Annotated in this window: 25 protein-coding genes; 12 read left to right on the top strand and 13 right to left on the bottom strand. The window is 68.1% G+C overall.

The annotated features are described in order from the left end of the window. Window positions 1-13: 13 nt before the first annotated feature. Entirely contained in the window at window positions 14-1228 is a 1215-nt protein-coding gene (locus ACOEQ1_RS13910) for an NAD(P)/FAD-dependent oxidoreductase (RefSeq protein WP_419759838.1), read from the bottom strand. Between the two features lie 86 nt (window positions 1229-1314). On the opposite strand from ACOEQ1_RS13910, the gene ACOEQ1_RS13905 reads away from it, so the two are divergent. From ACOEQ1_RS13905 to ACOEQ1_RS13885, 5 genes are read left to right on the top strand one after another with little or no spacing between them, the layout of a single operon-like run. After that, window positions 1315-2112 (top strand): SDR family NAD(P)-dependent oxidoreductase, encoded by a 798-nt coding sequence (locus tag ACOEQ1_RS13905; protein WP_419759837.1) that lies wholly within the window; start codon window positions 1315-1317, stop codon window positions 2110-2112. Continuing rightward, window positions 2099-2902, top strand: a complete 804-nt coding sequence (locus ACOEQ1_RS13900; RefSeq protein WP_419759836.1) for a FadR/GntR family transcriptional regulator — start codon at window positions 2099-2101, stop codon at window positions 2900-2902. Before ACOEQ1_RS13905 ends, ACOEQ1_RS13900 begins: the two co-directional genes overlap by 14 nt. 10 nt (window positions 2903-2912) lie before the next feature. Next, window positions 2913-4298 carry an ABC transporter substrate-binding protein gene (locus ACOEQ1_RS13895; protein WP_419759835.1) on the top strand — a complete coding sequence of 462 codons (1386 nt, stop codon included), beginning with the start codon at window positions 2913-2915 and terminating at the stop codon, window positions 4296-4298. Then, the gene (locus ACOEQ1_RS13890) at window positions 4291-5241 is read left to right on the top strand and encodes a carbohydrate ABC transporter permease (RefSeq protein ID WP_419759834.1); all 951 of its coding nucleotides are present in this window, start codon (window positions 4291-4293) and stop codon (window positions 5239-5241) included. The genes ACOEQ1_RS13895 and ACOEQ1_RS13890 overlap by 8 nt, the downstream gene beginning before the upstream one ends. Beyond that, entirely contained in the window at window positions 5238-6059 is an 822-nt protein-coding gene (locus ACOEQ1_RS13885; RefSeq protein WP_419759833.1) for a carbohydrate ABC transporter permease, read from the top strand. Before ACOEQ1_RS13890 ends, ACOEQ1_RS13885 begins: the two co-directional genes overlap by 4 nt. A 3-nt stretch (window positions 6060-6062) precedes the next feature. Here the strand turns inward: ACOEQ1_RS13885 and ACOEQ1_RS13880 are convergent, their stop codons facing one another. From ACOEQ1_RS13880 to ACOEQ1_RS13855, 6 genes are read right to left on the bottom strand one after another with little or no spacing between them, the layout of a single operon-like run. Continuing rightward, window positions 6063-6746, bottom strand: a complete 684-nt coding sequence (locus ACOEQ1_RS13880) for an XdhC family protein (RefSeq protein ID WP_419759832.1) — start codon at window positions 6744-6746, stop codon at window positions 6063-6065. Continuing rightward, the gene (locus ACOEQ1_RS13875; protein ID WP_419759831.1) at window positions 6743-7075 is read right to left on the bottom strand and encodes an XdhC family protein; all 333 of its coding nucleotides are present in this window, start codon (window positions 7073-7075) and stop codon (window positions 6743-6745) included. Before ACOEQ1_RS13875 ends, ACOEQ1_RS13880 begins: the two co-directional genes overlap by 4 nt. After that, entirely contained in the window at window positions 7068-7532 is a 465-nt protein-coding gene (gene sufU / locus ACOEQ1_RS13870; protein ID WP_419759830.1) for a Fe-S cluster assembly sulfur transfer protein SufU, read from the bottom strand. Before sufU ends, ACOEQ1_RS13875 begins: the two co-directional genes overlap by 8 nt. Then, window positions 7529-7651, bottom strand: a complete 123-nt coding sequence (locus tag ACOEQ1_RS13865; protein ID WP_419759829.1) for a hypothetical protein — start codon at window positions 7649-7651, stop codon at window positions 7529-7531. Before ACOEQ1_RS13865 ends, sufU begins: the two co-directional genes overlap by 4 nt. After that, a complete protein-coding gene (locus ACOEQ1_RS13860) occupies window positions 7648-8259 on the bottom strand; it encodes a nucleotidyltransferase family protein (protein WP_419759828.1) in 612 nt (203 codons plus the stop codon). The genes ACOEQ1_RS13865 and ACOEQ1_RS13860 overlap by 4 nt, the downstream gene beginning before the upstream one ends. Next, entirely contained in the window at window positions 8256-9701 is a 1446-nt protein-coding gene (locus ACOEQ1_RS13855; RefSeq protein ID WP_419759827.1) for a mannitol dehydrogenase family protein, read from the bottom strand. The genes ACOEQ1_RS13860 and ACOEQ1_RS13855 overlap by 4 nt, the downstream gene beginning before the upstream one ends. 105 nt (window positions 9702-9806) lie before the next feature. On the opposite strand from ACOEQ1_RS13855, the gene ACOEQ1_RS13850 reads away from it, so the two are divergent. Next, window positions 9807-10136 carry an antibiotic biosynthesis monooxygenase family protein gene (locus tag ACOEQ1_RS13850; protein WP_419760697.1) on the top strand — a complete coding sequence of 110 codons (330 nt, stop codon included), beginning with the start codon at window positions 9807-9809 and terminating at the stop codon, window positions 10134-10136. Between the two features lie 22 nt (window positions 10137-10158). On the opposite strand, the gene ACOEQ1_RS13845 is transcribed toward ACOEQ1_RS13850, so the two are convergent. After that, the gene (locus ACOEQ1_RS13845) at window positions 10159-10827 is read right to left on the bottom strand and encodes a TMEM175 family protein (RefSeq protein ID WP_419759826.1); all 669 of its coding nucleotides are present in this window, start codon (window positions 10825-10827) and stop codon (window positions 10159-10161) included. A 138-nt stretch (window positions 10828-10965) separates the two neighbouring features. On the opposite strand from ACOEQ1_RS13845, the gene ACOEQ1_RS13840 reads away from it, so the two are divergent. Then, entirely contained in the window at window positions 10966-11817 is an 852-nt protein-coding gene (locus ACOEQ1_RS13840) for an MBL fold metallo-hydrolase (protein ID WP_419759825.1), read from the top strand. Window positions 11818-11831: 14 nt separating this feature from the next. Here the strand turns inward: ACOEQ1_RS13840 and ACOEQ1_RS13835 are convergent, their stop codons facing one another. From ACOEQ1_RS13835 to ACOEQ1_RS13825, 3 genes are all read right to left on the bottom strand, one after another. After that, on the bottom strand, window positions 11832-12128 hold the full coding sequence (locus tag ACOEQ1_RS13835) for a hypothetical protein (RefSeq protein WP_419759824.1): 297 nt from the start codon (window positions 12126-12128) through the stop codon (window positions 11832-11834). Between the two features lie 117 nt (window positions 12129-12245). After that, window positions 12246-12749 (bottom strand): N-acetyltransferase family protein, encoded by a 504-nt coding sequence (locus tag ACOEQ1_RS13830; protein WP_419759823.1) that lies wholly within the window; start codon window positions 12747-12749, stop codon window positions 12246-12248. Further along, on the bottom strand, window positions 12691-13695 hold the full coding sequence (locus ACOEQ1_RS13825; protein ID WP_419759822.1) for a LysR family transcriptional regulator: 1005 nt from the start codon (window positions 13693-13695) through the stop codon (window positions 12691-12693). The genes ACOEQ1_RS13830 and ACOEQ1_RS13825 overlap by 59 nt, the downstream gene beginning before the upstream one ends. Before the next feature lie 107 nt (window positions 13696-13802). Here ACOEQ1_RS13825 and ACOEQ1_RS13820 point away from each other — a divergent pair, with 107 nt between their 5' ends. The 5 genes from ACOEQ1_RS13820 (at window position 13803) to ACOEQ1_RS13800 (ending at window position 17147) form a co-directional block, all read left to right on the top strand. Next, window positions 13803-14414, top strand: coding sequence for an FMN-dependent NADH-azoreductase (locus tag ACOEQ1_RS13820; protein WP_419759821.1), 612 nt, complete (start codon window positions 13803-13805; stop codon window positions 14412-14414). A 43-nt stretch (window positions 14415-14457) separates the two neighbouring features. Beyond that, the gene (locus tag ACOEQ1_RS13815; RefSeq protein ID WP_419759820.1) at window positions 14458-15078 is read left to right on the top strand and encodes a YceI family protein; all 621 of its coding nucleotides are present in this window, start codon (window positions 14458-14460) and stop codon (window positions 15076-15078) included. Window positions 15079-15106: 28 nt separating this feature from the next. Then, entirely contained in the window at window positions 15107-15697 is a 591-nt protein-coding gene (locus tag ACOEQ1_RS13810; RefSeq protein WP_419759819.1) for a cytochrome b, read from the top strand. Window positions 15698-15774: 77 nt separating this feature from the next. Continuing rightward, a complete protein-coding gene (locus tag ACOEQ1_RS13805) occupies window positions 15775-16341 on the top strand; it encodes a YceI family protein (protein ID WP_419759818.1) in 567 nt (188 codons plus the stop codon). Next, the gene (locus ACOEQ1_RS13800) at window positions 16338-17147 is read left to right on the top strand and encodes a DODA-type extradiol aromatic ring-opening family dioxygenase (protein WP_419759817.1); all 810 of its coding nucleotides are present in this window, start codon (window positions 16338-16340) and stop codon (window positions 17145-17147) included. Before ACOEQ1_RS13805 ends, ACOEQ1_RS13800 begins: the two co-directional genes overlap by 4 nt. On the opposite strand, the gene ACOEQ1_RS13795 is transcribed toward ACOEQ1_RS13800, so the two are convergent. After that, window positions 17144-19123, bottom strand: a complete 1980-nt coding sequence (locus ACOEQ1_RS13795) for a transglycosylase domain-containing protein (RefSeq protein ID WP_419759816.1) — start codon at window positions 19121-19123, stop codon at window positions 17144-17146. The genes ACOEQ1_RS13800 and ACOEQ1_RS13795 overlap by 4 nt on opposite strands. Next, window positions 19120-24279, bottom strand: a complete 5160-nt coding sequence (locus ACOEQ1_RS13790) for an alpha-2-macroglobulin family protein (protein WP_419759815.1) — start codon at window positions 24277-24279, stop codon at window positions 19120-19122. The genes ACOEQ1_RS13795 and ACOEQ1_RS13790 overlap by 4 nt, the downstream gene beginning before the upstream one ends. Between the last annotated feature and the right edge of the window lies 1 nt (window position 24280).

Raw genomic sequence — 24280 nt, 5'->3', positions numbered from 1 at the left:
GTTTCCCTCAGTGTCAGCCGGTCGCGCGGGCCGCCGTCGACCAGTAGTGCTGGCCGTAATGCATGCGGCATGCCTGATGCAACGCCTCCTCGCTCACGTCCCCGCCCGCGAAGCGCGCCGGGAGCAGCGGCGCGATAGCCTCCGCCGCAGCGGGGTCGGCGATGACATCGCAAAGCGCCTCGGCGAAGGACAGGGCGGTCGAGAGCCCGCCGACATTGCAGCCGCCGATGACGAAGAAACCCTCGGCGCCGGGCACAGGGCCGATGAGATGCTCGTCATCCAGCGTCATCGTCGGCATGCCGCCGCGCGCCCGTGCGCCCTCAAGATCGCCGAATACGGGGAACTCCAGCCGCACCGCCGCCGCGAGGTCTTCGAGCACGCCCCTGTCGAGCGGCATGTCGGCGACATCCGCGGGCACATCCGGCAGCAGCAGCGGCTCGCTCTCGTAGCCGCCGAGCATGAGGCCGCCGTCGCAGGGCCGGACATAGACGTTGGCGTCGAGCACCCGCGTGATCGGAGAACCGGGACGGACCTCGGGCAGGGGCCGTGTCACGAGCAGCTGGTGCCGGACCGCGATCATCGGCAGCTTCACCATCCGGGCGAGCCCGCGTGCCCAGGCACCGGCCGCGTCGACGACGATGGCAGCGGCGATCATGCCGCGCGTGGTCCGCACGCCGGTGACGCGGCCGCCCTCCAGCACGATCTCCCCGACCGTCGTATCGGGCATAAGTTCGGCGCCGAGACCGGCCGCCGCCTGCGCCACGCCGCTCGTGAACAAGGCGGGGTCGAGATACACGTCATCCGGATAGTAGCCGATGGCGGCGGCATGCTCGGCATGAAGCTGCGGCATCAGCGCCGTCGCCTCCTGCGCGTCGATCATCCGCGCCGTCACGCCATAGGCCGTGGCCTTCTCCATCTCCGCCCCGATCTGAGCTGCGAGAGCGGCGCTGCGAGCCACCTTCAGGCTGCCGCTGTGATGGAGGCCGATGGGGATGCCCGTCTCGGCCTCGAACGCCGTCAGCAACTCGACGCCGCGCACCGCAAGGCGGGTCATGAGAGCGCTTGGCCGCAGGACGGCGGAGAGGCCGGCGGCGCGCGGCGAGGTCTGGCTGGCGATCGCGTGGCGGTCGATGAGGAGCGTCCGGTAGCCCATCCGGCAGAGTTGGTAGGCAACGCTGCCGCCGAGAGCGCCCGAACCGATCACCACAGCATCCGGTGCTTTTGTCATCGCATCGTTCTTTCTTCTGGCGCAAATCGCCGCTTGACTAATCGTCCTATGATAGGATCACTAGCGTCAACGGTCGAGGGGGTGCGATGTCGGGGTTACTGTCGGACAAGATCGTTGTGGTCACGGGCGGTGGCTCGGGCATTGGCGCGGCTGGCGCCAGGCTTGCCGCCAAGGACGGCGCGCGGGTGGTGGTCGCGGACCTCGCGGCGGATGCCGCCGAACGTGTCGCACAATCCTGTGGCGGCGAGGCTTTGACCGTCGACGTGCGGGACAGTGCGTCCGTGCAGGCTCTGGTCGCCGCCGTCGTGGCGCGGCACGGTCGCATTGACGGCCTGTTCCACACCGCGATGTCGGTGCCGCTGGTCAACAAGCATGACCGCCGTGTCACCGAACTCCCCGAGGAGATCTGGGAGTCTATCATTTCGCTCGTGCTGACCGGCACTTTCCATGTCTGCAAGTATTTCGGGCAGCAGATGCTGAAGCAGAAGAGCGGCAGCATCGTTCTGACCGCGACCTCGGACGCGCTGCTTGGGCAAGCTGGCTTGGATGCGTACACGGCGGCCAAGGGCGGGGTCGTCTCGATGACGCGCTCGATGGCGGCGGGCCTCTCGCCCGAGGGCGTGCGGGTCAATTCCATCTGCCCCGGCTTCGTCGACACGCCGCATCAGCGCGAATTCCTCGAGAAGCCGGAGATGCGGCACCGCATCGAGCAGATGCACCTCATGCCGATCATGGAAGCGGATGACGTAGCTGAGTTCGCGATCTTTCTGATGTCGGATCGCGCACGCTACCAGACCGGCGGCATCTACGCCTGCGACGGCGGCTACAGTGCGTTCAAGGGACGGCTCGACGTGGTCGAGGTGTTCGATCGTGCTGAAGGCTGAAGCACCGCGCACGATCTTTCGTCAGGTGGTCGACACGCTGGGGGCCGCCGTGCTGCGCGGCGATTACGGCGACGGGCCGCTGCCGGTCGAGGCGGAACTTGCCGGCTCTCTCGGCGTCGGACGCAATCTGCTGCGTGAGGCGATCAAGGTGCTGGCGAGCAAAGGTTTAGTGGCGGTCGGTCCCAAGATCGGCACGCGGGCGCTGCCGCGATCGCAATGGAACATGCTCGACCCGGATGTGCTGCTCTGGCTCAGCGAAACCGATGGTGCGATGGAGCATTCCTTCGACCTCGTGGAGTTCCGTCTGATCGTGGAGCCTCGGGCGGCCCATCTTGCGGCGCTGCGTGCGACGGAGGCTGAACGCCAGCACATCACGGCGTCCTATCAGGCCTATGAGGAGTGTCTGACGCGGCCGGAGTTGGTCGTCGATCGCGATCTCGTCTTCCATCAGGCGATCCACACGGCTTCGCACAACGCGCTGCTGGCCAGCATCGGCTGGCGTCTGGGCACGATGATGCGTCGGCAGGTGCTGACGACCACGGATTATCCCGGCGCCTTCGAACGTGGACTTCCGCTGCACAAGGAACTCGCGGACGCGATTGCGGCTCGCGACGCCCCCTGGGCGGAGGATGTGGCTTTCCGGCTTGTCGTGATGCCCTATGAGGATCTCGCAGGTCGTCTGGACGTGCCGATGTCTGAGCGCCTCGGCGGGGAGGATGGACGGATGCGCCGCTCCGCACCGAGGCGAGCCGATGCCAAGGCAAGACTCTCTCATGCCCACTCAACCTGAAGGAGCCAAGATGCACAGGATCTCGACGAAGGCTACCCACGCGCCGTACCGGCGACTGCGCGGCATGCTGCTGGGAGCGGCGATAGGCGCGGCGGCTTTCCTCGGCGGCGCCGGTCACAGCGCGTGGGCGCAAACCGCCTCGGCCACCAGCGGCAAGATCACCTACTGGTTCTGGGGCGAGAGCGACATTCCCGGCATCGACAACTGGCTGACAGGCCGTGTCGCCGCCTATGAGAAGCTGCATTCCGATGTGAAGATCAACATCGTTCCGCAATCCTCGGACACGTTGATAGGCGCGTTCCGCCTGGCCGCCCAGAGCAAGTCGGGGCCGGATTTGGACACGCAGTGGGCAACCTTGCCGACGCTGACGCCGTACTGGAACGGTTCAGCCGTGGCGATCTCGGATTACGTGCCGTCCAGCGAGACTTCGAATTGGGTCGACACCAGCGAGAACACCGTCGGCGGCAAGATCGTGGCAGCGCCCATCTACCTCATCGGCGTTCCCCTCGTCTGGAACAAGACGCTGTTCAAGCAGGCGGGCCTCGACCCGGACAAGGCTCCGGCGACGTGGAGCGACTTCCTCGCCGATTGCGCGGCGTTGAAGGCGCATGGCATCACGCCGTTGGGCATGGGCAACAGCGACGGTTACTTCGGCGCCTGGATGTTCGCGATCTATGCGAGGCAGGAGCTGAACTCGCTCGACGACCTCAAGTCCGACATCGCCGGAACCAACGGCCACAGCCTGGCGGATCTCGATACCCTGCTCGGCAAGATGTACGGCATGATGCAGGACCTGATGGCCAAGGGCTATCTCAACACCGATGTCGCCTCGCTCAATCTCAACCAGGGCTGGCAGCTGTTTCCGCAGAAGAAGGCCGCCATGTCCTTCACCACGGACGGCAACGTGCTGACCTGGGAGAAGGCGATCGGCGTCGACAACATCGGCGTCGCCATGCCGCCGGTCTGGGGCTCGGGCAAGCTCAACAACACCTATGACGTGACCCAATCCTCCGACGAGTTCATCACCGGCTGGTCGAAGAACAAGGCAGCCGATGCGGCCTTCCTGACCTGGCTGCACACGCCGGAGAACCTGACCTCGCTCTTCACCGTGACCGGCGCCTTTCCGGCGGACAAGCGCTTCGACACGTCGGCGATCAAGGACCCCTTGGCGCGCGAGATGTTCCACCTCGACACCTCGAACCCGTCGATCTGGCTGGAGAACTATCTGCCGCCGGAAGTGGACAACAATGCCGACATCCCTGCCGGGCAGGTCATCACCTCCAAATCCGGCGGCCCGGACAAGGCGGTCGCGATCTGGAACCGGGTGATCAAGCAATGGCGTCTGCAGCAGATCCCCGAGTTCATGCAGTTCAAGAAGTGGGCGTCGAATGGCTGAGGTTGCGGGCCCGCCTCTAGGGTCCTCGGTTCTAGGGTCCCCGGCTCCACGGCCGGGGACGCCGCGCCTGTCGCAAGGCATCCGGCGCCTCTGGCCATACGGCTTCGTGGCGCCGGCGGTCGTGGCGCTCGCCGCCGCGTTCCTCTACCCGCTGGTCGCGGTGATCCGGTTCAGCTTCTACTCCGGGTCGCTCGGCAACCTCGTCTATGTCGGCACCGCGAATTACGAGGGGATTTGGCAGGACCCGGTCTTCATCGGGTCGCTGCTCAACAACATCAAGCTTCTCGGCACCGTGCCGGTCATGACGGTGCTGGCGCTCGTCATCGCCCTCATCCTCAACGCGCAGTTGCGCGGCTGGCGGCAATACCGCGCCATCGTCTTCCTGCCGTACATCCTGCCGGCGACCGCCATCGGCCTCACCTTCAGCTTCCTGCTGCAGGAAAACGGGGTTCTGAACACCCAGCTGCGGAGTTGGCATCTCGGCGCGCTCGCGCAGGACTGGCTGGGATCGGCGACCCATGTCGTGCCCACCATCGGCAGCGTCATCATCTGGCAGCAGCTGGGCTTCGGCGTGGTCGTCTTTGCCGCCGCGCTGCTCGCCGTGCCGCAGGAACTCATCGAGGCGGCGCGCATCGACGGCGCCACCGGCTGGCAGATCCAGTGGTCGATCCTGCTGCCGCAGATCCGCCGCGTCATCGAGTTCTTCGTCATCGTCGAGGCGATCACGGTCCTCTCCGCGATATTCACATATGTTTATGTCTTGACGAAGGGTGGCCCCGCCGACTCATCGAGCGTCATGGAATACTACATCTTCGACAATGGTTTCGATAACGGTGCGATTGGGGTGGCGTCGGCGGCGGTCGTGGTGCTGCTGTTGCTCGCCAGCATTCTGATCGTGATCTATCTGCGGCTGCGAGCGCGGGCCGCGGAGCCGGGACGATGAAGAGGCTTTCCCGCGCCACGGGCCAGCAGATCCTGTTGATCGCGCTGAGCCTGGTATCGCTCTACCCGCTCTGGTTCATCGTCCAGACGGCTTTGAAGACGCCGCAGGCCTATACGCTCGACCCGACCGGGCTGCCCGGCGCGCCGACGCTGCAGAATTTCCTGGATGTCTTCCGGGTCATGCCATTCGGCCGCTGGACGCTGAACAGCGCCCTGGTCGCGGTCGTGTCGGTGGCCCTGGCGACGCTCATTGCCCTGTTCGCGGCCTATGCGGTGGCCTTCGGCCGTTTCGTCGGGCAACGCGCCTTCTTCAACATCAACATCGCGCTGATGGCCCTGCCGCCGGTGGCGCTGGTGGTGCCGCTGTTCACGCTCATGGTGCAGGCGGGCCTCATCAATACGCTGCCCTCGGTGATGCTCGTCTACACCGGGCTCATGGTGCCCTTCTCGGTGTTCTTCCTGGTCAACTTCTTCCGCGAATTGCCGCAGGAACTCATCGAGGCGGCGACCATCGACGGCGCTTCGCACACGCGCATACTGCTCCGCATCGTCATGCCGCTATCGGTGGCGACCACGTTCACCCTCGTCATCGTCAACACCATCTGGGTCTGGAATGAACTGCTTTTCGCGCTCGTGTTCCTGCAGGACAATGACCAGCGCACGGTGATGTCGGGGCTCACCTTGTTCCAGGGCCGTTTCGCCACCAACGAGCCGCTGATGATGGCGGGTGCGTTCCTCTCCATTCTGCCGCTTCTGGTGCTGTATCTCGCGAGCCAGAAGTTCTTCATCCGCGGCATGACCGCCGGGATCGGCAAGTAGGCGTTAGCGTGCGCGGCCGCCTCGCCGGACGGACACCAGTTCGGCCAGAATGGAGAGCGCGATCTCGGGCGCGGTGACGGCGGCGATGGGCAGCCCCACCGGCCCACGGATGCGGGCCATGCTGTCAGGCGTATGGCCAAGCTCGGTAAGGCGCTCCAGCCGCGCCGCGTGGGACCGCCGCGAGCCGAGTGCCCCGATATAGAAAGCGGGCGACCGCAACGCACGGTCGAGCGCCGGGTCGTCCAGCTTCGGGTCGTGAGTGAGCGCCACGACGGCGCTGCGGGCGTCGAGCTGCGCCATGTCGAGCGCCTCGTCGGGCCACTCCGCCATGAGTTCGATACCCGGGAAGCGCTCCTCTGTCGCCAAAGCGGGACGCGGATCGATCACGATCGTGCCCATTCCGAGAGGTGCGGCGAGCCTCACCAGGGCCTGCGAGATATGCACGGCGCCGATGAGAAACAGCCGCAGGGGCAGGTTGTGGACGTGGAGGAACCAGCGTTCGCCCTCGATCTCGGCGGCCGTGCTGGTATCGGCGGCGAGCGCCCGCGCAGCCGCCTCATTGAGTGCGGCGGGGGCCGCATCGCTTGGCAGGATCATCTGCACGCCGCCGGTGAGGCGGGTCGCCAGCACCACGGGGTGCTTGTCGTTCCGAGCGCGAATGAGCGCCGTCCTGATGTCCGGAGTCACTCGACCTCTTCCACGAAGACCTGCAACTGTCCGCCGCAGGCAAGACCCACCTCCCAGGCGCGCTCGGAGGAGATGCCGTAGTCGAGCAGTTGGGTCCGCTGGTCGGCCAGCGTCTCCATCGCGGCGGCGGTCACCGCGCTTTCCACGCAGCCGCCGCTGACCGAGCCGACGATGCGGCCCGAGCGCGTCACCGCCATCTGGCTGCCAACGGGGCGCGGCGAGCTGCCCCAGGTGGCGACGACGGTCGCCAGCGCCACCTGCTCCCCGGCCTCGCGCCACGCCTGCACCTGGCCGAGAATATCCTCGGCATCCTGCGTCATGTCATCCATTGCCATTGCCCTCTGCCGGCAGCGCCTGCTTCAGCGCCTGCCCCAATGCCTTCCATGGCAGCGTCGCGCACCCGATACGCGACGGCGTGTCATGCAGAGGTGCAAATAGGGAGAGCGGCGCCATTCGGCTATCCCACGACGCGGGCTCGCCCGACCGCAACGCCCGTTCGAAGTCGTCGGCGACGGTCAGCGCCTCGGCCGTCGTCATACCGGGCGCCAACTCGGCCATGAAATCCGAGGACGCCATGCAGATCGTGCAGGCCCGCGCCTCGTAGCCGATCGCGGCGATCGTGCCGGTTGTGTCACAGGTCAGGCGCACGGTGACGCGGTCGCCGCAAAGCGGATTGACCTCCCGCACCTCGGTGTCGAAAGGCTCCAGCCTGTGCTGGTGCCGCGGATGCCGCGCGCGATCCAGGATCGTCCGGTTGTAGATGTCTTCCAGCTCGTGCGCGCTCATTCAGCCAACCGTCTCCGCGTCGCCAAGATGCCTACGGCTTCCCGGGTGGCGACCACGGCATCATCGCCCGCCACCGGCGCCATGTCGACATCGTCGCAGATGCGGGCTGAGGCGATCATGATGCGATCCCGAGGCGCGCCTGCATCATCGCGTAGTCGGCGGGGGTGTCGCAGTCCTGCGTGAAGGCGTCGTCCGCCATCTCGATCAGGGCGACCTGCTCCGGGTAGGCCTCGATGAGGCGCCGGTCGCCGACCTTCATCGTGCCCGTCCCGATTGCCGCGATGTGGCGCGCGGCGAAAAGCACAGGGTTGCCGCGCTCGCCGCCGCTGGTCGGCACCAGGATGGAGCGCCCGTCAGGTGCATTCCGGTAGGCCTCGATCAACCGCCCGAGCGCGCCGGGCGTCAGCAAGGGCTGGTCGCCGAGCACGATCATGACGGCGTCGCAAGAAACAGTCAGCGCCCTCATCCCGGCGACGACGGAGCCCGGCTGACCGTCGGCGAAGGCCGGGTTATGGACGCAGCGCACGGGCAGCCCGTCGAGCGCCGCCACGACGGCCTCCGCATTGAAGCCGGTAACGACGACCACCTCGGCGGGATCGACCCCCAGCACCGAGCGCACCACGCGCCGCAGCATCGGCTCGCCCCCGACATCGAGAAGCAGCTTATGTGGGCCACCCATCCGCGAGGAGAGACCCGCTGCCAGCACGACGGCGGAGACAGCCGTCACGGCGCCTCCGGTGCGGTGCGGCCTGTCATGGAGACAGCCGCCCGCGCGCCATGGGTCCGGAGGTCCCCATAGGCCGCCGTCACGGCCGCGACGAACCGCCCGTCCGCCGGCAGGTCCGCTCCGAAAATCTGCTCGAGCGCCAGCACCGCGCGAACCCGAGCCTCCGGGTCCTCCGGCCAGTCCGCCTGCACGGCGCGCAACCTGTCGGCCAGGGGGTCGCGGACGTCGATCGGTTCACCCTGTTCATCGACGCCGCTCGTGTAGCTCACCCAGCCGGCGATCACGAGCGCCAGGCAGGGCAGGGGCGCGTCCCTCGCCAGCCGTTCGCGTATGGTGCCGAGCAGCCGCTGCGGCAGCTTCTGCGAGCCGTCCATGGCGATCTGCCAGGTGCGATGGCGGATCGCGGGGTTCCTGAACCGCGCCTCCAACGCCGCGACATAGTCCAGCAGGGTCGTTCCGGGCGGCGGCGGCACGACGGGCACGATCTCGTCCCGCCACAGGCGCTCGACGAAGCCCGCATAGCCGGGATCGGCCATCGTCTCGGCGATCGTCTCATAGCCGCCGAGATAGCCGAGATAGGCGAGCGCCGAATGTGCCCCGTTGAGCAGCCGCAACTTCATATGTTCGAACGGCTCGACCTCGGCGACGAACTGCGCGCCGCCAGCCTCCCAGCGCGGGCGGGCGTCATCGACGAAGCGGTCCTCGATCACCCATTGGCGGAAGGGCTCGTGGATGACCGGCGCCGCATCCGCGTATCCGGTCAGCGCCTCCACCTCCGCCACGTCGGCGGGCGTCGTGGCGGGAACGATGCGGTCCACCATCGAACACGGGAAACGCGCCTCGGTGGCAATCCAGGCGGCGAGTTCAGGGTCGCGTTGCGCGGCGAAGGCCTCCACCAGCCGGGCGACGAGGCGGCCGTTCGCCGGCAGGTTGTCGCAGCAGAGCACGGTGAAGGGCCGCAACCCCGCCGCCCGCCGGCGCCGAAGCGCCTCCACCAGGAAGCCGATGGCGCCGCGCGGCGTCTGCGGGTGGGCGAGGTCGTGTTCGATGGTCGGGTGGGCGAGGTTGAGACGCCCTGTCGCCGGATCGTGGCAGTAGCCTTTCTCCGTGATGGTCAGCGTGACGATGCGCGTGCCCTCGGCGCTCATGGCGGCCAGCACCGCCTCCGGGTCCTCGGGCGCCACCAGAACGCCGGTGAGGCAGGTGACGATGCGGGTTGTCGCACCCTCCGGCCCCCGCTCGACCGCCGTGTAGAGGCAATCCTGGGGAACCAGCAGATCCCGCTGGTCCGGCCGCTGCAGGCTGACGCCGAGGATGCCCCAACCGGCATCGGACGTGTCCTCGGTGTAGAGCGCGAGATGCGCGCGCGCGAAGGCGCCGAGGCCGAGATGCACTAGTCCCGTCCGCCAGGCCGGCATCTCGTCTGTCCGTGATAGCTGCATGCTGCCGCGCTCCGCTTTTGTCACAGCGTTTGGCCTGGGCGTGGATCGGCATCAAGCCGTGCTGTAGGATCGGCGCTGGAAAAAGCAGGGAGACCCAAGATGGCGATGTTCGTGGCGATGAACCGCTTTCGCGTGATCAAGACCGAGGCCGACGCGTTCGAGGAACGCTGGATCGGGCGCGACAGCCAGCTGCACAAGGTGCCGGGCTTCGTGAGCTTCAACCTCCTGCGCGGGCCGGAACGCGAGGACCACGTTCTCTACGCGTCCCACACCATCTGGCAGTCGCCCGCCGAGTTCGAGGCGTGGACGCGCTCGGAGGCGTTTCGCACCGCCCATGCGGGAGCCGGCGGTTCCAAGCCGCTGACGCTCGGGCATCCGGAGTTCGAGGGGTTCGAGGCGGTTGGCGGCGCGGAACGAGGCGAGCAGTCTGCCTGACCTCGGCAGCGCCCTTCTGACGTTAATCCGCGGCGCCGATCCGACGGATGCGCAGGAAGGCACGATGCAGCGGTCCCGTGACCAGCGGGATCGCCAGCGCACCATACCAGACGTATTGCGCGACCCAAGGCCGGAACAGGCCGATCACGAACCCGGTCCCGAGCATGATCACCGCGACGAGGGAGGGCACGATCGCTTGCCATACCGCGAACCGCCGGTGGACGTCGATCCATAGGGCCAGATTGACGGCGGCAAGCAGCGTCACATGCGCACCGTAAATGGCCACGGGTGCAGCGGCCACCTGATGCCTCGCGAAAATCCCGGTCGAGATCGGCAGCAACATGATCAGGAAGAGAAAGCCGAGGTGCATCGCCGTCTGCCGTGGCGACAGCCCGTCGATCATGGACAGCCGGCGTTGTTGTGACAGCCAGTAGATCGAAGCGACGGCAAAGCTCAGCACGACCGCGCTCATGGGCTCCGCCAGCGCACTCAACAATACGCGGGTGGAGCCGGCAAGCTGCTCCGCCTGCGGGACAAGAGTTGTCGCGAGCAGCGTCATCGCAACGCCGAACATCGTGTCGCTGAGGCCGGAAAGCCGGTCGGACGAGAGCGCGGGTAGGCCGCGGCTGTCTTTCGCCCGAGGAGCGCGGTGTGGGTCACGCGGCGCCAGGACGTGAGGCGGCTCGGCCATGACGTATCTCATCCTCGTTCAGGCGGCGCATCGGCCCCGTCGGGCTCTCTGCTTCCCATGGCGCTGCTACCTTGCGCAAACTTGACCGGCTGCCCGGAACATGTGGAGGGTGATCCCAGCGTGTGCGCGTGAGGACCCATGGCCTTCCTGAAGGAAACCGAACCGGCGCGCGGCGTCCCGCTGCCGGTCGTGCCGAAGGTCAGCCGTGTCGTCGCCGGCAATCCCAGTCAGATGACCTATCATGGCACCAACACCTGGCTGGTCGATGACGATGACGAGGGCGGCATCACCGTCATCGATCCTGGCCCCGATGACGCGCGCCATGTCGCGGCAGTCGTAGCGGCGGGACAGGGACGCATCCGGCGTATTCTCGTGAGCCATAGCCATGCCGATCACGTCGGCGCCGCCGCCGCGCTGCAGGCGGCGACCGGCGCGCCCACGTACGGCTGGACGCCGGGCGCCTCCGGCACCTTTGCGCCCGATCATCGGCTTGGTGACGGGGACGAGGTCGCCGGGTTCAGCGCCCTGTTCACGCCGGGCCACGCCGCCGACCATCTTTGTTTCGAGTGGCGTGACGGCATCGTCTTCACCGCGGATCACGTCATGGGCTGGGCGAGCAGCATCGTGAGCCCGCCCAAAGGCGACATGCGGGCTTACATGACGAGCCTGCGCCTCATGCTCATGCGCCCGCACCGGCTCTATCTCTGCGGTCATGGCCCGGCCGTGCCGGATCCGCACGGCCACGTCCGCGCTCTCCTCGCGAACCGGATCCGGCGCGAGCGGGCGGTCGCCGCTGCGGTTGCGAAGGCGCCGACCGACACCTTCACGCTCATGGACAGGCTGTATGCAAAACTCGACCCGGTCCTGCGCCGTGCCGCCGAGCGCAACGTTCTGGCCCACCTCGTCAAGATGAAGGCCGACGGCCTTGTTGTTCAGGACGGCGACCTCTGGCGCTGGGCGCAGCGCGACGGCTCCGCCTCAAACACCTAGCCTGAGCGGCGGACCTACCAGACCTTGGACTTGCGGCAATTGGTGTCGAGCCATTTGCCGAGATCGGTGCCTCCGACGGGGTGTCCCGGAGTGATCGCATGGCCGGGCGATACCGATACGGTGCCGGAAGACGAGGTGATCTGAAGCTCATCCTTCGGAAACCACGTGTCGTTCGAACGATGATGGTGAAAGTCTCCGCAGGTCGCCGCATGCGGGTATGGAAGCTGCGCCATCACCTGAGCGCGCGCAGGCGCGGCAAAGGCCGCGAGCGAGAGCACAGCAGCGGCCGACCAGCTCAAAACGGATGACATGGTATCACCTCTTGTCGTTGATATTGGGCGATCATTCCAGCTTTAGCCGAGGCACGCAACGATATTCAAACTCGTTGCGTGCCGGTCGCTAGTCTCGGCGCAAGCCCCAACGAGCGTTCAATCGGCCAGTTGCGCCAGCATTTTCTGCATCAGAACGAGATCGAGCCAACGGTCGAACTTGCGCCCGACCTCGGCGAGGCGGCCGGCGACGGTGAAGCCGAACTGTTCGTGGAGCGCGATCGAAATCTCGTTGTCGGCGGAGATCACACCCATCATGACGTGCATGCCCGCCTCCGTGGCGTGCTCGATCAGGCCCGCGAGCAGCAAGCGCCCGACGCCCCGTCTCCTGAACGCCGCATCCACGTAGATCGAGTGCTCGACGGTCAGCCGGTACCCGTCCCACGCGCGGAAACTGCCGTAGCTGCCGAAGCCCGCGACATCGCCGCCGATCACGCCGACCAGCACCGGCAACCCTGCCGCCTGCCGCTCGGCCAGCCACTGACGCCGCGCCTCCAGCGTCGTCGGGTGGACGTTCCAGCTCGACGTCGTATTCAGGATCGCATCATTGGTGATGGCGAGGATCGCGGGCAGATCCGCTTCGGTCGCGTTCCGGATGTCCATGTCTCGCCTCTCTTTCCTGATCCAAACCTGAATACGGCGGTGCCTGACTGCCGGAGATCAGCCATTCCGACAACCAGCGCGCAGCCGGCCCCAGAAGATGATCGCGGAGGTGGATCAGGCACATCGACAATTCGACGCCGTCCGGGGATCGGCCCCATTCCTCGGGTTCGATCCGGCGGAGACGCCCGGCATCGAGATCCGCCTGCACCATGTGCAGTGGCATGCCGCCCCAGCCGAGGCCCCCCAGCAGCATGGCATGTTTGGCCCCGAGATCGCCCAGCCGCCAGTTGCGGCGGGAGAGCACGCCGTTGTCCCGCTTGTCGGTGCGGCCGGAGTGATCCGTCAGAACGAGTTGCACATGTTGCTGCAACTCGTCGGTCGAGATGGGGCGATGGAGCGCCGACAGCGGATGGCAGGGGGCCGCAACCGCCACCATCCTGACCGTTTCGATCGGGTGCGATCTCAGGTCGAGGCCCTGGATGGCGAAGGTCAACGCGATCCCGAAGGTGCAGGTGCCGTCCAGCACGAGGTTCACGGTCGACCCCAGGGATGCGCCGTAGATCCGCGTCGGCACCGTGGGATACCGCTCCCGGAACACGCGCAACGCATCGACGATGCGCGGCATCGGGAACATGGCGTCGACGACGAGCGTGAGTTCCGGCTCCAGCCCCTGGGTGATGCCGTGGGCCTGATCCGCGAAGTCCTCGACCTCGCCGATGATACGGATGGCGCGCGGCAGCAGAGCGGCGCCGGCCTCGGTGAGCACTGGCCGGTAGCCGGACCGGTCGAACAGGAGGACGCCAAGCTGGTCCTCGAGCCTCTGAATGGCATAGGTCACCGCCGATTGCGCGCGGTTCATGCGCCGGGCGGCGCCGGAAAAGCTGCCCTCGTCCGCGACGGAGGTGAAGACCAGGAACTGGTCGAGCGTGAGGCCGTTCGGGTTCATCGCGAGAAACTCTATCTGATCTCACGATGGTGTTCGACGTTTTTTAACGGGTTTCTTCGTTCGCTTTACCGTTCTACTTCACGGCATCCACGAACCAGGGACGGTCCATGACCCATATCCTTCTGATCCAGAGCAGCTCGAACCTTGCCAGCTCCGTCAGCCGCGATCTTTCGGAAACCTATGTGAACGACTACAAGGCGACCCACCCGGACACGACCGTCACGGAGCGCGACCTGGTCTCGTCCCCCATTCCGCACCTCGGCGTCGATCTTCTCGGCGGCTTTTTCGGCAAGCCCGAGGCTCTGACCGAAGCGCAGAAGGCGGCGCTCGCCCTGTCGAACACGCTGGTGGACGAGATGATGGCGGCCTCGCTCATCGTGATCGGCGTGCCGATGTATAACTTCAGCATCCCGTCGGCGCTGAAGGCGTGGATCGACCACGTTGTCCGCGCCGGCCGGACATTCCATTACACGGCGGAAGGTCCCAGCGGCCTGGTCACCGGCAAGAAGGCTGTGCTGTTCCTCGCCGCCGGCGGCGTCTACTCGAACGGTCCCTACAAGCCGTACGACTTCCAGGAGACTTACCTCCGCGCGATCCTGGGCTTCATCGGCATCACCGACGTGACCGTCATTCGCGCCGAAGGCCTGGCACTGGGCGAAGAGTCTGCCGCCAAGGCAAAGGCCGATGCCCATGCCCGGACAGCGGCGCTCGCCGTTTAACTGAACGCCCCTCTACCGACGCTCACACAACAGGATGCTTTTCATGATCCGTTCAATATACTTGGGCGCGACTGTCGCCGCCGGACTGCTCGCCGCCGCGTTGGCGCCGGCTTCCGCCCAGGTTTCCACCACACTGGCATCGAAGGTGCCGGGCGGCACCTACAACGTCGAGCCCACCCACACGCGCATCGTGTTCGACGTATCTCACATGGGTTTCACCACGTGGTATGGCAACTTCACCGGCGCCAGCGGCACGCTCACCTTCGACCCGAAGGCGCTCACGACGAGCGCGCTCTCCATCAGCTTCCCGACCGACAGCATCTCGACCACGAACGCAAAGCTCGATGGCGAGCTGAAGGGCGCCATGTGGTTCAACGCCGCGACCTACCCGACGATCACCTTCAAATCGACCAAAATCGTGTTGCTTGGGCACAACAGGGGCGAGATCATGGGTGATCTCACTTTCCACGGCGTCACGCATCCGGTGACCCTGGTCGCGCATTTCAACGGCGGCGGCGTGAACCCGCTCGACAAGAAATACACGATCGGCTTCGATGCCACGGGCTCGCTGTCCCGCGCCGACTGGGGCGTGAAGACCTATGAGCCGCTGATCGGCGACAAGGTGGGTCTGATGCTGAGCGGCGCCTTCGAGCAGGCGAACTAGGCCGGCCGGACCAGCAGGGGGTAAGGCGATGTCCGCTTACGGGTATGCCGAGAGGCCGGCGCGTTACACGGCCATCGCCATCCTGCTGCATTGGCTGATCGCGGCGGGCATCGCGGCGCTCATCGTGATCGGGTTGGTCATGACGCAGCTCAGCGCCCGGCTGCCGCAGATGGAAGTGTTCAAGCTCTACCAGCTGCACAAGTCGATCGGCATCACGGTGCTGCTGCTCGCCGTGCTGCGCCTGGCGTGGCGCCTGAGCCATCGTCCGCCGCCGTTGCCGCGCGAGCTGCCGGCGGCGGAGAAGGGCGCCGCTCATGGGCTGCACTGGCTGCTTTATGTGTTCATGATCGGCATGCCGCTCGTCGGCTGGGCGGTTGTCTCGTCATCGCCGTTCAACCTGCCGACGGTTCTCTATGGGCTTGTGCCCTGGCCCGACCTGCCGATCCTGCCGACGCTCGCCGACAAGGCCGCGGTGAGCCATGTGCTGGCGTGGGTTCATGCCTACGGCGCCTGGATCTTGATCGCACTCCTGGCCGTTCATATCGGTGCCGGGCTGCGTCATCATTTCATCAAGCGCGATGGCATCCTGGGGCGCATGATCCCGGGCCTTCGCCTTTAAGCGGCAAAAGTTTTTTGGTTCTTTTTTTCAAAAAAGAACGAGCGCTTCTTTTTTATGACTGCGCCTGGGAGCCTATCATGACGCTTCGTTATTTCATTGTTGGCGCGGCCATGCTTGCGGGTATGTCCGCATCCGCTGAGGCCGCGACCTGGACCATCGACACGGCCAGAAGCCATCTGGGATTTACCGGAAGCGAGAACGGCTCGGCCTTCAGCGGCCGCTTCGGCAAGTTCTCCGGCGCCATCGTATTCGACCCGGCCGCGCCGGCTGCGGGCCATGCGGATGTGACGATCGGGATGGGCAGTGCGACGACCGGCGATCAGCAGAAGGATGGCGCGTTGCCGGACTCCGACTGGTTCGCGACCGGCAAGTATCCGCAGGCGCACTTTGTCGCGACCACCTTCAAGGCGACCGGCGGCGGGGCGTATGAGGCGGTGGGGACGCTGACCATTCGCGGGGTCACCAAGCCGGTCAGGCTGCCATTCACGCTCGCGATCACGGGCGACACGGCGAAGGCGAACGGCACGGTGCAGCTCATCCGCACCGATTACGGCGTCGGCCAAGGCGCCTGGAGCACGGCGCAGTATGTGGCGCTTCAGGTTTCGGTGTCCTTCGACATCATCGCGAAGAAGACGGGGCCATGAGCACGCTCCCCACCTATTTCGCGCCGCATGGCGGCGGCCCGTGCTTCTTCATGGACCCGCCGATGGGGCCGCCCGGCACCTGGGACCGGATGGCGGCGTTCCTTCGCAGTCTGCCCGCCGATGTGGGGGAGACGCCTCGCGCCATCCTGGCGGTGACCGGCCATTGGGAGACGGATGACCTGCGGGTCACGGCAGGCTCCAACCCGCCGCTCCTCTACGACTATCACGGCTTCCCGGAGAGCACCTATCACCTGAAGTATCCCGCGCCCGGCTCTCCGGCGCTGGCCGCAGAGGTGGCGGCGCTGCTGCGGGCCGCAGGGTTTCCGACCACCGAGGACGCCGAGCGCGGCTTCGACCACGGGGTCTTCATCCCCTTCATGGTGGCCTTCCCCGATGCGAAGATTCCGGTCGTGGAGCTTTCGGTGCGGCGCGATCTCGACCCGGCGGCGCATATCGCGATCGGGCGCGCCCTGGCCCCGTTGCGGGAGGATGGCGTGCTCATCCTCGCCACCGGCATGAGCTACCACAACCTCCGCGGCTTTTTCTCGGACGACCCGCGCGCGACCGCGGCCTCCGAGGCATTCGACGGCTGGCTCACGGAGGCGGTTTGCGAACCTGACCCTGCCGAGCGCGACCAGGCTCTGATCGCCTGGGAGAGTGCGCCCGCCGCTCGTCTGTGCCACCCGCAGGAGGAGCACCTCATTCCGCTGATGGTGGCGGCGGGCGCGGCGGGCGCGGATCCGGCCCGCCACGTCTACGCCGACCGCGTGCTTGGCAAGGCGCTCTCCGGTTTCCGCTTCGGCTAGGGTTGGTTCTCCACCCGGATGGCTGCATGAACGGCGGCGCCCCCGGCATCGAGCACCGTCACCCGATAGAAGCCCGGCCCCGGCGGGGTCCACTCCGTGTCGCGCAGCGGCGGCAGCGACGGGACCGGCGCGCCATCGACCAGGAAGCTCAGCGGGCGCGCGCCGCCCATCGCGCGGAGGTCGAGCGACCCCATGCCCGCGATCACCGCGCCCTGAGGCGGAAACAGCAGCCGCAAGGGATCGGCATCCGGCGCGACGCGCAGCGAGAGTGGTTGTAGCGTCGCGGTCGTGGTCTCGCGGCTGGCCACTGGCGCCGGGGGCAGCAGCCCGAAGACCCCGGCGAGCACCGGCAAGGCGTGATCCGAGGCCGAGCCGCCATCCATCGCCGTGCCGTCCGGCCGCCCCACCCAGACGCCGACGACATGCGCGCGGTCGAACCCCATCGCCCAGTTGTCACGGTCGCCCCAACTGGTGCCGGTCTTCCACGCGATGCCCTCGGCGGGTCCGCCACCCGGCAGCGGCCGGGTCAGGATCGCGGCGATGGTCTGCGCCGCTTCCGGGGTCAGCATGGGCAAGCCCGAGTTGGAAGGCCCCGGCTGCAGCGTGACCGGCACGACGCGGCCGTCGGTCGCCAATCCCGCATAGAGCGCCATCAGGCCGCGCAGCGTCTGCCCGCCACCGCCGAGGATGATGGGAAGCGACGGCTCCGCCCCCGGTGGCAGGCGCAACGGTTCCCCCGCCGCCGCCAGCGCCGCCGCGAAACGCAGCGCCCCGTAGCGGGCCAGCAACCCCACCGCCGGCAGGTTGAGCGATCGCTGCAACGCCTCCGTGGCGGTGACGCGGCCGGCAAAGCGGTTGGTGAAGTCCTCCGGCGTGTAGCCGCCGAAGTTCTCCGGCCCGTCCGCGAGCAGGGTGTCGGGACCCGCCAGACCATCCGAGAAGGCGAGGCCGTAGAGGAAGGGTTTCAGCGCGGAACCGGGGCTCCGCAAGGCGCGGGTGAGGTCGACGGAACCGGCACGCGCGCCGTCACCCCAGTCGCCCGCCCAGACCGCACGCACATGGCGGCTCGGCAGGTCGGCGATCATGACCGCCAGCGCCACATGCGGCGGCAACCTGCCAAGCGTCCCGCGGGCGAGCGCCGTCAAAGCCGACTGCGTTCCGGCGTCGAGCGTGGTGGCGAAGACCGGCGGATGATGGATGCCGGCGAGAAGCTGCGGCACGACGCGCGGCATTGGCAGGCGTGCGGTTGGCACCGGCTCGGCCAGCGCCGCCTCGGTTTCGGCGGGCGTCAGCAGCCCGCGCTGCTCGGCGAGGCGCAGGATGCGGTCGCGCACCCGGCGAGCGGCGGCCGGGTGGCGGTCGGGGCGCAGCGCCTCCGGGCGGCGCGGGAGGGCGACGAGCAACGCTGACGCGGCCGCGTCCAGCTCACCGGGCGGCTTGCCGAAATAGGCCCATGAGGCGGCCTCGACGCCGACGAGGTTGCCGCCGAAGGGCGCCAGCGACAGCCACAGCCCCAGGATGCGATCCGGTGGCAGACGGCTCCAGAGGTCGACCGCGCGCGCGGCCTCCAGCGCCTTGGCCGGAAGGCTGCGTGGTCGCGGATCGAGCAGCTTGGCGACCTGCATCGTGAGCGTCGAGCCGCCCGAGACGACATGACCTGACCGCGCCCATTGCGCCGCCGCGCGCAGGATGGCGGGCGGGTCGATGCCGGGGTCGCGCCCGAAACGCTGGTCCTCGACCGCCACCAGCAGCTGTGTGAGCAGGTGCGACACCTCGGCCGGGTTGGTCTGGAACCGCCAGACGCCGCCCGGCGCGGGGGCGAGACCCAGCAGAGCGCCCGAACGATCCCGGATCTCGGTGCCCCAGGCATCGGCACGCGGCATGGGCGCCGGATCAAGGCGGCCCACCAGCCATAATGCGGCGGCCAATCCCGCCCCCGCGCCACCAAGCAGGGCAATGGCGTGCAGCAGCCTCACGGAGCGGCGGGCGGCAGTACCGTGATCCGCACGGTGTTCTGCCGGGCGAAGATGGCCGGGCGATACATGTCGGCGAGCAGCATCCCGGGATATTCGAAGGTTCCCGGGGTCACGGCCCGCAGCATCACAGCCAGCCGGAACGGCTGGCCCGCGGCGAGGGTCATCGCCGCGGCGTAGCGGTCATCGGCCGCCGCCTGTGAGTCGGGCGTCGAGAGCGTGCCGAGCCAGTCCATCCCCGGCACCGCGCCGCCGGGGAACCGGCCCGCGACCTCCCATCCGGCGGGCAGACCCGCGATGAGCATCGCCTGATGATCCTGCCCGTCGGTTGCCTGACCATCGATCACCAGGAGGAACACGGTGTTCTGCGCCAGCTTGTCGGGATTGATCGCGGTCCCGTCGAGCCCGAAGAACTGCCGCTTCACCAGCATGCCGGCTTTGGCGGCCGCGGGAGGCGTCAGCGGCACGCCCTGCACCGTGAGGCTGCCCGGCAGCGGGCTCGTCCCGGGATTGGCGAAGGTCGTCATGCCGGTGATGGGTAGCGAAACAATCTGCGCTGGGCCGAGCGTCCGGCCATTCGCCACCACGGAAACCGGCTGCGCGCTGGCGCCGAGTGCGGCGGCGGCGGCTCCGCCCCAGGCCTGCTCCTGGGTGTTCAGCGAATCGGGGTTGAGGTTGGCGCCCGGCAGCGCCGCCCGGATGGCCGGCAACCGGTTCGGCAGAAGCCCGCTCTCCTGCACCAGCACGGCTGTCGCGAACTGGTCCCGCAAGGCTGAGCCGTAGTCGGGATACCAGTCCTGCCGCCCGGGGTTGCGCAGCACATCGGTGAAGGCCACGCGCGCGCGGTCGGCCTCCCCCAGCCGCGCCAGAGCGCCAGCGATCTGCGCCCGGGCGAGAGGGGTCGGCTCGCTCCCGAGAGCCGCCACCCGGATGGCGCCCGCCGGGGCCTCGCCCGCCAGCGCCAGCACATAAAGAGCATAGGCCTGCGCCGCGCGATCGCTCGGGCTCTGCGGCGGCGTCGCAACCTCGGTGCCGAGCCAGCCCAGAGCACTCGAGATCGCACTCGGCGGGATCGCCGCGCCGGCATCGCGTGCACGCAGCAGGAAGTCGGTGGCATAGGCGGTCAGCCAGGGCTGCGCGTCATCGGTCGCGGACCACAACCCGAAGGCGCCGTCGTAGCGCTGCCGGTCCAGCACCGCCTCGGTCACCGTCTCCAGCTGACCGGCGCGATCGGCGCCCGCCCCCTGGCGCAGCATCGCGAGCGGCAGGCCGCGACTGGTCAACTGCTCGAGGCAGTCGAGAGGGTAGGCCGCCAGGGCTCGCACCAGCGCCGCCGCATCGTAACGGACGCCGAGGCCGAAGCTGGCGCTGGCCGTCCAGGTGCCGGGAACGAAGGCGCTGGTGTCCGGCCCGACCGATTGGCTGCCGCCCGCCGCGATCGTCAGCGGCGTCACCTGGGCGACGGGAGGCCGTGCCGGATGCACCGAAATCACCGCCGTGTGCATGGCCTGGAAGCCGCCGGGTCCGTCGACCGTGAAGCTCAGCCGGCCCAGCCCCGCACTGTTCGCCGCCAGCTGGACCGGCACGACGAGCCGCGCCTGAGGCGCCAGCGTCACTGTGCCGGGAGCGCCACCGTCGAGAGCGATCGCGCCGGAAGCCGTCAGATGGAGCGAGACGACACCCGCCGGGAGTTCGAGGTTCTGCAGCAGGATGCCGACCTGCGCCTGATCGCCCGGCGCCAGGAAGCGCGGCAGCAGCGGCTCGGCGATCAGCGGATCGCGCACCGTGATGTCCTTCGCGGCGGAGCCCGTCTTTGCTCCATCCCAGCCGACCGCCATCAGCCGCAACTCGCCGTCGAAATCGGGGAGCGGCACGGGCACGCGCGCGATGCCGTCCGGCCCGGCCTGAACGGGACCCGCGAAGAGCGAGACGATGGTCTGCGGAATAGGACCGGTCGCGCCTTGAGAGCCGGCGCCCGCCCCCTGGCGCAGGACGGTATTGGCGGCGCCCGCCGGGGTCAGCAGCCGCGCCCAGTCGTCATGGATGCCGACGCCGAGCACCCGCTGCCCGAAGTAGTGGCCGAGCGGATCGGGCGTCTGGAACTGCGTCAGCCCGAGAATGCCCTCATCGACGGTCGCCAGCGTCACCCAGGCGCCGGGCGCCGTATGCACCTGCACTGTGGCGGTGGTTCGCGGCCGGTCGAGCGGTGCGGCGTCGATGCTGAGCGGCAGGGTCCGCGGAGCGGGATCGAGCGCCACCCAGGTCAGCCCGATGGCACGCTCCGGCGCTGTCTTGCCGTCGGCGCCTCCTGGGCGGAAGACATGCACGCCGATGTAGGCGCCCGGACCCCAGTCAGCGCCGACCGGCACCGTCACGTCGAAGGCCGGCGTCGTCGGCGTGAGATCGATGAGGCGCTTCACCCGGTCGGTCATGACGAGCACGGTCGCCGGGCCGGCATAGGGCGCCTCGACATGGATCGTGGCGGTGTCGCCCGGCTGGTAGGTCTTGTGGTCGGCGCGGACGGAGACGCGCGCGGGCACATCCGGATTATCGCCGACCGCCCAGCCCGAATAGAAGATCACCGAACTGGCGGCGAGCCCGCCGCTGGCCTGCAGCACCTGCAGCCGGTAGCGCCCGAACGGCAGGGCGCGGCCAAAGGTGAAGGGCGCATCGGCGGCTGGCAGCGTCACGTCCCGGCTATCCACCGGCTCGTCGTGCCACACGGTCTCGTAGCTCGCCTGCCCGTTGTTCACCACCAGCCGCCAATCCGGCTCTTGCCTCACCAGCCGGATCTGCACCGGCATGGCGACCCGCTGCCCGCCCGGACTGACGGCGACGATGCGGAAGCCAGCCTGCGCGCCCTCGTTCACGGTATCGTCCGAGAAGTCCTCGCCGATGCCGATGAGAGGTGCTGCGGGCCGCACCGGAATGGTCGTGTCCGCCTCCACGCCGCGTCCCGCCGGATCGTTCACGGTCGCAGACAGCTGCACCTGCAGCGCGCCGCTGGTGTCGGGCAGCGCCGAGAGATCGACCGGCAGCACGGTCTGCCCCTGGTCATCGGTATCGGCGAGATCGACCTGGCTCTGCTTGGCGGAGAAGTTCTCCTCGGCCAGCCCGAAGCGGTAGCTGGCGAAGTTGGCGAAGGGTGTGGGGTTGAGCGCGAACGTCACGCTCCCGGTGCCGGAGAGGCCGGAGCCTGGAGCGCCGTAGAGGAAGCGCGCGGCGACCGGCAGGTTCGTCACCGCTCCGGGTTCGAGGATGCGCGGCGCGTTGGGGAAGGTGACCGCGAGGCGCGGCGGCACGAAGGCGTCGACGGTGAAGGTCTGGCTGGTGATCGCCGGGCTGTTCGGGTCGGTCTGCAGCGCGATGGTCCAGGTGCCGAGCGGCGCGCCGCTGGAGAGGGTCACGTCGGCATGAACGGAATCGTCCGCGGCTCGCGGCGGCACGGTGTCCTGGTAGACGCGGCCGTCGGCGCGCGTGACGACGAGGTGCAGCGGCAGATCGACGGGCGCCCCGGAGGCGTCCCGGATCAAGGCCATGACGTGCACGGTCTCGCCCGGACGGTAGATGCCGCGGTCCGTCCAGATGAAGGGGTCGACCGGTCCGGGTTGCGGCGCGCCCGCCACGCCGCGGTCGGAGAGGTCGAAATCCGGCGAGGTGAGGCCGAGCCGGGTGAAGTCGCCATCCTTGCCACGAATATGCAGGGCCACCGGCGCCAGCCCGTTCTGCCCGGCGAGCAGAGGCTGCGCGAAGTGCGCCACGCCGTCGGCATTGGTGGTGTCGGTGCCGAGGATCTCGTTATCCGTAGCAATGAGGTCGATGGTGGCCCCGGTGACGGGCAGGCCGCTCGCGTAGCTCCGCACCTGGATCGTGTCGCCATCAGTCCCGTGCCAGACGGTGGGGGCGAGGTCGGTGCGCAGGATCATCTGCACGGCGCCGGGCGCGCTGCCGTCGGCGAAGGGCGTGCCGTCGCCCGGTGCCACGACGAGCGCGTAGAGCCCCGCCTGCGTCATCACCGGCGGCAGCGGCAGGACCACATGCTCCAGCGCATTGCGGGTGAAGCCCGGCACGGCGGCACTGCCGGTCCAGATCACCTTGCCCTGGTTCTGGGCGAGGTTGGTCCCGGCATCGCTGTCGAGGAGCTGCCCGGGCGGGTAGTTCTGCATGACGGCGACGAGGTTGCGCTCGGCGATGCGGACCAGCGTGAGCTTCACCGCCGACAGGTTTACGGTTTCCAGCGCGACGGTGGCGTCGGCTCCGCGCGGCTGGATGTAGCGTCCGTTATCGAAGACGAGGCGCGGCTGGCGGTCCGGCATCGCCACCGGCACCACCAGATCCTGGTGGAGCGAAATCCCGCTGTCTCCCGGCATGCCGTGCGCCAGCGTCACCGTCGTCGTCGCACCGGCGGGCAGGCCGCTGATGCAAATCTGATGGGATTCCAAGGTGACCGCCGCATCTTTTAGTGGCGGCGCCAGCTTGACCCAATCGCCGGGGTGGAAATCCGGCGCGCTGCTGGGGTTGCCGAGGAAGCCGATGCAGGCGCGCGCCGGAAAGGCTTCGGCATCGGTCGAGAGGCGACGGAAGGCGAGGCCGACCTGCTGCTGCGCCCGAACCGCCGCCTGTTGCGCGGTGGCGTTCCCCGGCTCCCGGCGAGCGATGGCCTGCAGGACCTCAAGCTCCGGCACCGGCTGCTTGAGGGCCAGCAGCGCCTGATCCATGACCGTCAGCGCCGAGACCTGATCCTGGGCGGCGGTGCCGCTGCTCTGGTCGATCATGGTGAAAGCCATCCAGCCGGCCTGGAGAGCCCGTTGCGGACGCGGCGGAGACACGCCCATTTCGGCCTGGGCAAGCGCGAGCCAGTTCTGCCAGGTCGCCTGATCGCCTTCGGCGCCGACCAGCTTTTCCAGCGCGGGCAGGGCTTCCGCCATGTTGCCGCTCTGCATCGCGGTGCTGGCGGCGTCGCTTGCCTGTTGCTTCTGGTCGTCCGTGGCGCCGGCTGGGAAAGCCTTGCCGAGCATGGCCGCGAAGGCACTGGCGTCGTTTTGCAGGCCGGGGAGCGAAATCTCGCTTGCCGCATCGCCCTGCGCCAGGGCCGGCGCAATGCCGAGCATGGCGCAAGTACAGAGCGCGTAGGTCAGCCGCCGCACGAGCCGTCTCATC

Origin of the sequence: Acidisoma sp., assembly GCF_965199065.1 — a bacterium.
In the GTDB taxonomy this organism is placed as follows: Bacteria; Pseudomonadota; Alphaproteobacteria; order Acetobacterales; family Acetobacteraceae; genus Acidisoma.
The sequence above is the reverse complement of the archived record's forward strand: the minus strand, read 5'-3'. Positions and strand labels throughout refer to the sequence as shown.

Excerpts from the sequence above, each read along its gene's own strand:
- ACOEQ1_RS13820 (WP_419759821.1), top strand. The coding sequence starts at position 13,803 with ATGACCCATATCCTTCTGATCCAGAGCAGCTCGAACCTTGCCAGCTCC.
- ACOEQ1_RS13910 (WP_419759838.1), bottom strand. The coding sequence starts at position 1,228 with ATGACAAAAGCACCGGATGCTGTGGTGATCGGTTCGGGCGCTCTCGGC.
- ACOEQ1_RS13805 (WP_419759818.1), top strand. The coding sequence starts at position 15,775 with ATGACGCTTCGTTATTTCATTGTTGGCGCGGCCATGCTTGCGGGTATG.
- ACOEQ1_RS13845 (WP_419759826.1), bottom strand. The coding sequence starts at position 10,827 with ATGGCCGAGCCGCCTCACGTCCTGGCGCCGCGTGACCCACACCGCGCT.
- ACOEQ1_RS13890 (WP_419759834.1), top strand. The coding sequence starts at position 4,291 with ATGGCTGAGGTTGCGGGCCCGCCTCTAGGGTCCTCGGTTCTAGGGTCC.
- ACOEQ1_RS13905 (WP_419759837.1), top strand. The coding sequence starts at position 1,315 with ATGTCGGGGTTACTGTCGGACAAGATCGTTGTGGTCACGGGCGGTGGC.
- ACOEQ1_RS13855 (WP_419759827.1), bottom strand. The coding sequence starts at position 9,701 with ATGCAGCTATCACGGACAGACGAGATGCCGGCCTGGCGGACGGGACTA.
- ACOEQ1_RS13875 (WP_419759831.1), bottom strand. The coding sequence starts at position 7,075 with ATGGATGACATGACGCAGGATGCCGAGGATATTCTCGGCCAGGTGCAG.
- ACOEQ1_RS13800 (WP_419759817.1), top strand. The coding sequence starts at position 16,338 with ATGAGCACGCTCCCCACCTATTTCGCGCCGCATGGCGGCGGCCCGTGC.
- ACOEQ1_RS13840 (WP_419759825.1), top strand. The coding sequence starts at position 10,966 with ATGGCCTTCCTGAAGGAAACCGAACCGGCGCGCGGCGTCCCGCTGCCG.
- ACOEQ1_RS13830 (WP_419759823.1), bottom strand. The coding sequence starts at position 12,749 with ATGGACATCCGGAACGCGACCGAAGCGGATCTGCCCGCGATCCTCGCC.
- ACOEQ1_RS13895 (WP_419759835.1), top strand. The coding sequence starts at position 2,913 with ATGCACAGGATCTCGACGAAGGCTACCCACGCGCCGTACCGGCGACTG.
- ACOEQ1_RS13790 (WP_419759815.1), bottom strand. The coding sequence starts at position 24,279 with ATGAGACGGCTCGTGCGGCGGCTGACCTACGCGCTCTGTACTTGCGCC.
- ACOEQ1_RS13885 (WP_419759833.1), top strand. The coding sequence starts at position 5,238 with ATGAAGAGGCTTTCCCGCGCCACGGGCCAGCAGATCCTGTTGATCGCG.
- sufU (WP_419759830.1), bottom strand. The coding sequence starts at position 7,532 with ATGAGCGCGCACGAGCTGGAAGACATCTACAACCGGACGATCCTGGAT.
- ACOEQ1_RS13865 (WP_419759829.1), bottom strand. The coding sequence starts at position 7,651 with ATGATCGCCTCAGCCCGCATCTGCGACGATGTCGACATGGCGCCGGTG.
- ACOEQ1_RS13825 (WP_419759822.1), bottom strand. The coding sequence starts at position 13,695 with ATGAACCCGAACGGCCTCACGCTCGACCAGTTCCTGGTCTTCACCTCC.
- ACOEQ1_RS13835 (WP_419759824.1), bottom strand. The coding sequence starts at position 12,128 with ATGTCATCCGTTTTGAGCTGGTCGGCCGCTGCTGTGCTCTCGCTCGCG.
- ACOEQ1_RS13810 (WP_419759819.1), top strand. The coding sequence starts at position 15,107 with ATGTCCGCTTACGGGTATGCCGAGAGGCCGGCGCGTTACACGGCCATC.
- ACOEQ1_RS13850 (WP_419760697.1), top strand. The coding sequence starts at position 9,807 with ATGTTCGTGGCGATGAACCGCTTTCGCGTGATCAAGACCGAGGCCGAC.
- ACOEQ1_RS13815 (WP_419759820.1), top strand. The coding sequence starts at position 14,458 with ATGATCCGTTCAATATACTTGGGCGCGACTGTCGCCGCCGGACTGCTC.